This window comes from Collinsella sp. D33t1_170424_A12, assembly GCF_015554865.1.
Taxonomy (GTDB): Bacteria; Actinomycetota; Coriobacteriia; order Coriobacteriales; family Coriobacteriaceae; genus Collinsella.
The window spans coordinates 1-7,748 of the sequence record NZ_JADNJJ010000073.1 but is presented as its reverse complement, the minus strand read 5'-3'; the positions used below and the strand labels follow the sequence as shown (position 1 = coordinate 7,748).

8 protein-coding genes and 1 pseudogene are annotated in these 7,748 nt (G+C 62.7%); all 9 read left to right on the top strand.

Features of this window, described 5'->3' with window-relative positions:
• The first annotated feature begins 145 nt into the window (after nt 1–145).
• Nucleotides 146–1,312 carry an SIS domain-containing protein gene (locus I2E26_RS03620; RefSeq protein WP_195419641.1) on the top strand — a complete coding sequence of 389 codons (1,167 nt, stop codon included), beginning with the start codon at nt 146–148 and terminating at the stop codon, nt 1,310–1,312.
• Nucleotides 1,313–1,454: 142 nt separating this feature from the next.
• A complete protein-coding gene (nagA, locus tag I2E26_RS03615; RefSeq protein WP_195419640.1) occupies nt 1,455–2,615 on the top strand; it encodes an N-acetylglucosamine-6-phosphate deacetylase in 1,161 nt (386 codons plus the stop codon).
• Between the two features lie 81 nt (nt 2,616–2,696).
• A complete protein-coding gene (locus I2E26_RS03610; protein ID WP_195419639.1) occupies nt 2,697–3,572 on the top strand; it encodes an aldose 1-epimerase family protein in 876 nt (291 codons plus the stop codon).
• Nucleotides 3,573–3,658: 86 nt separating this feature from the next.
• Nucleotides 3,659–4,594 carry a hexose kinase gene (locus I2E26_RS03605; protein WP_195419638.1) on the top strand — a complete coding sequence of 312 codons (936 nt, stop codon included), beginning with the start codon at nt 3,659–3,661 and terminating at the stop codon, nt 4,592–4,594.
• A gap of 772 nt (nt 4,595–5,366) precedes the next feature.
• Complete coding sequence (locus tag I2E26_RS03600; protein ID WP_195419637.1) at nt 5,367–6,458, top strand: hypothetical protein; 1,092 nt, start codon at nt 5,367–5,369, stop codon at nt 6,456–6,458.
• A 1-nt stretch (nt 6,459) separates the two neighbouring features.
• On the top strand, nt 6,460–6,726 hold the full coding sequence (locus I2E26_RS03595) for a hypothetical protein (RefSeq protein WP_195419636.1): 267 nt from the start codon (nt 6,460–6,462) through the stop codon (nt 6,724–6,726).
• Between the two features lie 14 nt (nt 6,727–6,740).
• Nucleotides 6,741–7,037, top strand: a complete 297-nt coding sequence (locus tag I2E26_RS03590; protein WP_009140787.1) for a BMC domain-containing protein — start codon at nt 6,741–6,743, stop codon at nt 7,035–7,037.
• 9 nt (nt 7,038–7,046) lie between these two features.
• Nucleotides 7,047–7,358, top strand: coding sequence for a BMC domain-containing protein (locus I2E26_RS03585; protein ID WP_009140786.1), 312 nt, complete (start codon nt 7,047–7,049; stop codon nt 7,356–7,358).
• Nucleotides 7,359–7,371: 13 nt separating this feature from the next.
• Nucleotides 7,372–7,748 (top strand): annotated as a pseudogene (locus I2E26_RS03580) (aldehyde dehydrogenase); the annotation flags it as partial.

Here is a 7,748-nt window from a genome sequence, read left to right as displayed (position 1 = left end):
AATACAAGATCTTCCACCAGCGCAACGATTAACATATATGGTGGGATTGTATGGTTTCTACATTGGCAAACTGGTTACAACCAGCAAACCAATGCAGGCATATACTACAAGGTAGTTGGCCTACTGTGAAAGAGAGGTATTGTCAATGTTCGAGAAGGATCTTGAGAGCCTGAAGGCCCTCGGCGCCGACATCACCGCCGGTGAGATTAAGCAGCAGCCCGAGCTGTGGCTGGACACCCTCAACATCTACAAGGAGAACAAGGACGCTATCGATGCGTTCCTGGCCGAGGCTCGCGCCATGGGCGAGGGCCGTCTGTCCGTCGTCTTCACCGGTGCTGGCACCTCCGATTACGTCGGCGATACCTGCGCTCCGTATCTGCGCCATGCCGGCGATACCGCGCTGTATGACTTCAAGCCCATCGCTACCACGGACATCGTTTCCGCTCCGCGCGATTTCCTGAACCCTGACGAGCCCATGGTTCTGGTGTCTTTCGCCCGCTCCGGCAACAGCCCCGAGTCCCTTGCCGCCGTCCAGGTTGCCAAGACCTTCGTGAAGAACGTCAAGTTCATCAACATCACCTGCGCTCCCGAGGGCAAGCTTGCCGTCGAGTCCGAGGGCGATGCCGATCAGCTCACGCTGCTCATCCCGCGCGCCAACGACAAGGGCTTCGCCATGACCGGCTCCTATAGCTGCATGACGCTGCTCTCCACCCTTATCTTCGACTCCGCTGATTTCGACACCAAGGAGGCCTGGGTCAAGCAGGCTGCCGAGATGGGTGCCGAGGTCATCGAGCGCGAGGCCGAGATCGCCGACGTTCTGTCCGGCGACTTCAACCGCGTCACCTACCTGGGTTCCGGTTCCTTCGTTGGCCTGGCTCAGGAGGCTCAGCTTAAGATCCTCGAGCTTGCTCACGGCCTGGTTGCCACCTCTTGGGATTCCTGCATGGGCTACCGTCACGGACCGAAGTCCTTCGTCGACGACAAGACCCTCGTCTTCGTCTTCATGAACAACGACGAGTACACCCGTAAGTACGATCTTGACATCCTCAACGAGATCAACGGCGACGAGATCGCCCAGAAGACCTTCGCCATCCAGCAGGATATGGCCCCGTCCTTCGAGGGTGCTTCCTTCACCTTCGCCGGCCGCGAGGCTCTGCCCGAGGGCTATCTGGCGCTTCCCTTCGTGATGTTCGCCCAGGTCGTCTCCCTGCTCAACTCCGTCCGCGTGGGCAACACCCCCGACACCCCGTCGCCCACCGGTACCGTGAACCGCGTGGTCAAGGGTGTTACCATTCACCCGTTCGAGGCCTAATTTTCTGCCTCTGTGCGTGATTTCTGATCTATTCCGATCAACAATCCTCGCTTGATAGGCGCCCGCCCGGTCTGCTTGGACGGGCGGGCGCCTTTTGGGTATATAGAGACTCAATTGCACCAACTGTCTTAAGGAGACTGGTATGAGCACCTATGCAATCAAGGCCGATGCGTTCTATCTTCCCACGCGCGTGGCGCGCGGTGGCTACCTCATGGTCGAGGACGGCGTCTTCGGAGCCTATGTAACCGATAAGCCCGACTGCGATATCGTGGACTACAGCGGCAAGCAGATCGCTCCCGGTTACGTTGACACCCACATCCACGGGTTCGACAACCACGACATCATGGACTGCAAGGCCGAGAGCGTTGCCGCCGTTTCTCGCGGCATCCTGCGCAACGGCGTTACCAGCTACCTTCCCACCACGCTGACCGCAAGCACGGAGCAGCTCGAGAAGGCGTGTGTTAGCGTGGCCGAGTACGTAGAGGCCGGCGACGATACGCCGCACGCCCGTATCCACGGCATCTTCCTCGAGGGCCCCTTCTTCACCGAGAAGTACAAGGGCGCCCAGAACCCCGCCTATCTCTCTGCTCCTACGATGGACAAACTTGAGAGCTGGCAGAACGCCGCCCACGGTCTCGTCAAGAAGGTCGCCGTGGCTCCCGAGTACGACGGTGCCGCCGAGTTCACCGCCCAGGCCGTCGCCTCCGGCGTCGTCGTGGCGCTCGGTCACTCCGCCGCCACCTGCGAGCAGGCCCAGGCCTGCCTCGATGCCGGTGCCAAGGTCTTCGTGCACACCTACAACGGCATGAGCGGCCTGCACCATCGTGAGCCCGGCATGGTCGGTGCCGCGCTGTCCAGCCAGGACAAGTCCTATTCCGAGCTCATCTGCGACGGCCATCATGTGAATCCCATCTCCGCCGGCATCGTTATGAATGCCAAGGGCCACGAGCACGTCGCGCTTATCACCGACTGCATGTGCGCCGGCGGTATGCCGGAAGGCGACTACTTCCTGGGTGAGCTTCCCGTCGTGGTCGCCGGGGGCACCGCGCGCCTGAAGGACGGCGGCTCGCTCGCGGGCTCCATCCTCAACATGAAGGATGCGGTGAAGAACGTCGTCGAGTGGGGCATCGCCACCAAGCAGGAGGCTGTCTACATGGCCACCCAGGCGCCCGCCGAGGCCAACGATATCGCCGACGAGTGCGGTTCCATCCGTCCGGGTCGCAACGCCGACTTCGTCGTTCTCGAGGACGATATGACGCTCGTCGAGACGTACCTGGCCGGCGAGTCCGTGTATCGCGCGTAACGCATCTGCATGGAATGAGCGGCGCCGCCGGTCTTCGCGACCGCGATGCGCCGCTCCCCAGGATGCACGAAGGAGATTGCATTGGAACACGTCCTTACCAACGGCGAGCTCACGGTTGCGCTGACGAGCGCCGGCGGCTCGTTTACCTCTCTGAGGGCGAACGGTCGCGAGTATCTCTGGCAGGGCGATCCTGCTGTATGGAGCGGTCAGGCGCCTATCTGCTTCCCCATCTGCGGTGGTCTGCGCGACGGCGCCGCGGTTACGGCCTCGGGCAAGCGAATCGAGCTGGCGCGCCATGGCTTCGCACGCAAGCAGGAGTTCGAGCTGATCGACGCGCAGGATGCGACCTGCGCGTACCGACTTGCCAGCAAGCCCGAGCTGCTCGAGCAGTATCCGTTCCCGTTCGAGCTCGTTGCCCGCTATGCCATCGAAGGCAAGCGCTTGAACGCGTCCTACGAGGTCACCAATACCGGTAGCGAGGACATGCCCTTCTTCATCGGCGGCCATCCCGGTTTCGCCTGCCCGCTCGACGAGGGCGAGTCCTACAGCGAGTACAAGCTGCGGTTCGAGGCCGATGAGGCCGACGAGCTGTGCTGCGCTGTGCCCGACACCGGCTTGATCGACGTAGAGGGTCGCGTGCCCAACCCCATGGTCGGGCGAGAGCTGCCGTTGACGCACGAGCTGTTCGACTTCGCCGAGACCATTTTCGACGTGCTAGAGAGCCGCGTGGTCGAGCTGGTGAAGAACGATGAGGAGAAGGGCATACGCGTCCGGTTCGACGACATGCCGTATCTGATCGTGTGGAGCAAGCCCGAGGGCGATTTCGTTGCCATCGAGCCCTGGGGTGGTCTGTCGACCTGCTCCGATGAGGACGATGTGTTCGAGCATAAGCGCGGATGCCTCGTTGCCCATCCGGGCGAGACCGTGGTGCGCGGCTTTAGCATCGAGGTGCTGTAGCGCCGAACCATCGGGAAGAACCGCGGGTGACGATACGCCGCATGCCCGCGTTATTGGGAGAACGATTCGACGAAAGGAATCGAACAATGATTCTCACCGTTACCATGAACCCTGCCATCGATACCGCCTATCAGCTTGATAAGCTGGTCATCGACGACGTGAACCGCGTCTCGCCCAAGAAGACCGCGGGCGGTAAGGGTCTCAACGTTTCGCGCGTCCTCACGCAGCTGGGTGACGACGTCGTGGCAACCGGCCTGCTGGGCGGCCACATGGGCGCCTTCATGGGCGAGCTGATGGACGCCGACGGCATCAAGCACGACTTCACCCCCATCGCGGGCGAGACGCGCATCTGCCTGAACATCCTGCATGAGGGCAACCAGACCGAGCTGCTCGAGAGCGGCCCCGAGGTCTCTGCCGACGAGCTCGCCGCCTTTACCGCGAAGTTCGAGGAGCTCGTCAAGCAGGCCGATTGCGTGACCATCTCCGGCTCGCTGCCCAAGGGCGTTCCCGCCGAGTATTACGTCGAGCTGCTGGCCCTGGCCACGGATGCCGGCGTGCCGCTGCTGCTCGATACGTCGGGTGCCGCGCTCAATGCCGCGCTCGAGAGCTCGTATGAGCCCACGCTCGTGAAGCCCAACCTCACCGAGATCAACGCGCTGCTTGGTACGAGCTATACGCCCGACCAGGTTGTCGATCTTGCGGCTGCGTTGCAGGCCGACGAGCGCTTCCAGGGTATTCCCTGGGTCGTCGTGTCCATGGGGTCCGCCGGCTCTTTCGGTTTCCATGACGGCAAGGTGTACCGCGCCGTCGTGCCGCCTATTCCCGCCGTCAACGCTACGGGTTCCGGTGACTCTACGATCGCCGGCTTCGCGCATGCTATCGCTGCGGGCGCCGATCCCGTGACCGTTCTGAAGACCGGCAATACCTGCGGCAAGCTGAATGCCATGGACCCGCAGACCGGTCATCTCGTTATCGAGAAGTGGGACGAGGTCTACAACGCCATCGAGGTTACCGAGCTGTAAGGGCTTCGTTCTCGATACAAGTGCCCGAGGCCCGTATGAGGCCGTCCGTCCATCGACGGAGTAGGGAGTGGGGAAGCGGACGACCGGTTCCGAGGTTTCCCACACAAGCAGATATACAGCCCCGCAGGCCCGCGATAAGCGGCGCCTGCGGGGCTGCTTGCGTTTCGAGGGTCGATGGGGCGTGCGGCGCGCGTGCGCGTTCGATAGCGCGAGCGGAGCGAGGGCGTGCACGGAGCGATGGCGCGCGGGGCGCGCATGCGGTACGCGGAGTCACGAGGAGCGCAGGCAGGGCATCGCACGCTTCGCGGGTTTCGCGACGCCGCCGCGCCTCGGCCGTCTGGTGCGTATGGCAAACAGTTACGTAGCGAAAAGGTTTGCCGGAGTGCTTATGCAGGCCGCGCAGAGCAAAGCCGCGGCCACTTCGTCGCATCGGACCGGATACGGGGCATGCGGCACATCAAATCACAAGGTAGATGGCAAATACCATAGCTCTGGTGGGATTAGTTGCCGCATCTGCAGGGGGCATCCGGATATGCAAAAAGACGGCTGTCGTTATAAATAACCGTTGGCAAGCGGATTGCGACCGTTCGCCCGTGCCGACTGCCGCACAACGTGAAAAGAATGCCGCTCGCGGTGCCATGCGCTGCGTTCGCATACCCTTTTCGGCCGCCCGCCGCTTAGGCGACGGCGGTTTCTAGACCCTTCCATTACGGCAATTCATAGAGTTTGGAAGTACAGGTCTTATGTAACTCCCTACAGTTAGGAGGAAGGTATGCAAGGAGCGGCAACCGCGAATGCGCGCCATGAGCTTGCCCTGGAAAAGAAGAAGAGGCTCGATCAGAGCTTCCTCAAGAAGGGTCTCATGATCGCGCTGTATTCCGGCATCACCTACGGTTTGTACTCGGCGTTCATCATGGCCGCCCAGACTCAGGGCGTATGGGCCGACTGGATGGGCACGCTGGAGGCGAGCAGCTTCCTGGTGGTCTTCATTCTCCCCACCATCGCCACGGCCCTCAACGACCTCTTCAGCGCCGTATGGGCTCTTCTGCTGACCGCCAAGCAGGGCAAGTTGGGCGACTTCGTCCAGACGTTCCGCTCCAAGCCGGGCATCATCATGGTTGCCGCGGCGCTGGTGGGCGGCCCCATCGCAGGCGCCGCCTATGTTATCGCGCTGTCCATGGCGGGCCCCATCGTCACCCCCATCGCCGCCCTCTGCCCGGCGATCGGCGCCATCCTCTCGCGTTTCCTGTTTAAGCAGCCCATGGGTCCCCGCGTGATCTTCGGCATCCTCATCTGCGTCTTCGCGAGCGGCATGATCGGCTTCACCGGCCTTACCGGCGCGCTCGGCCCGGGCGTCGTCCCCGGCCTCATCCTCGCCTTCATCGCCGCGCTCGGCTGGGGTATCGAGGGCTGCATCGGCGGCTTCGGCACCTCCATGATCGACCCGCAGATCGGCATCACCATCCGTCAGGTCACGTCCGGTTCCGTGAACCTCATCGTGATCCTGCCCTTGCTCACGCTGTTCGGCGGCGGCGACATCGCCACCACCTACCAGTGCGTGGGCCAGGCCTTCGTCGACCTTCCCTCGGTGTTCTTCTTCGTCGCATCCGGCTTCTTCGCCTATACCTCGTTCTCAAACTGGTATCGCGGCAACTCCATGTGCGGCACCGCGCTGGGCATGGCCTGCAACGGCACGTATTCGTTCTTCGTCCCGCTGTGCAGCTGGATCATCATCGGCCTGATCATGGGCATCGATGGCTTCGCCCTGCCCGCGGTGGCATGGATCGCCGCGCTCGTAATGGTGGCGGGCATCACCGTCATCGCCGTGAACCCGTTGGACTTCCTCAAGAAGAAGGAGGCGTAGCATGTCGCGTCCGCTGAACTACGCAATGCTGAAGTACTTCACCACGGTGGACGAAGCCAGCGTCGACGACGTTATGGATGCCCTGAAGGGCGAGTACTCCAACCGTCGCGCCTTTACCCGCGAGGAGATGACCTCCGCCCTCATGACGGCCGAGAAGAACGGTCTGATCGAGGAGGCGCGCATTGACCTCGACGATAAGGACGAGCTGCTGGTGTACTACCGCGCCACCGACGAGCAGAAGCAGTCCATCAACTCGTACATCAAGTAGGAAGGGGAGGACCCATGCGCTATCAGGGAGAACAGGCTATCGGCCTTATCGAGACCATCGGCATGGTCCCCGCGCTCCTCGCCGCCGACGCCATGCTCAAGGCCGGCGACACCGAGCTGATCAGCTACGAGAACGTTGGTTCCACGCTGGTCACGGTGATCGTCCGCGGCGACGTGGCCGCGTGCGAGGCGGCCGTCAAGGCCGGCGCCGAGGCAGCCAAGTCCATCGGCAAGCTGACGGCCCAAAACGTTATGAAGCGACCCGTGCCCGCCGTGGGCGACGTGGTCTCCGTACACGACGTCGATTTCTAGGAGGAAGCCATGACACAGGGTTATTCCGGAGCGCTTGGCGCCATCGAGACCTTTGGCCTGGTCTTCGTCCTCGAGGCGGCCGACGCCATGTGCAAGGCCGGCGACGTGACGCTCATCGGCTACGAGAACACCGCATCGGGCTACATCTCGATTCTGGTCGAGGGCGACGTGGCGGCCGTGGAGGCTGCGGTCGAGGCCGGCGTGGCCGCCGTGGGCGAGATGGGCGCGGAGGTCTACAGCTCCGTGGTCATCCCCCGTCCGCATCCCGATCTGAAGAAGATCACGCAGCGCTACTGCGTAGAGAACCTGCTGCCGTACTAAGGGGGCGCGTCCCATGCCGCTGATCGATAACGATCTTCTATCCATTCAGGAAGCGCGCATCCTGCTCGAGCACGCCGAGGAATCCCAGGGCGTGCTTGAAGGGCTGGGCGGCCCGCTCGTCTGCACGTTTTTGCACGGCCTTCGCGAGCGCCTGCTGCCCCAGGCGGGCGATATCGCAAAGCAGGCATGTCGCGAGAGCGACTACGGCAACCCCGAGGATGAGCGCGCGCTCATCGAATGGGTGCTCACCGAGCTGCTCGACGAGGTGTCCGGACAGCTCGAGGTCCAGCAGATCTACCGCGATGGCTGGACCCACGGCGTCGAGACCGGCCTGCCCAAGGGCGTCGTCGTCTCGTATCTTCCTGATTGGCTGAGTGTGCCGACGATGCT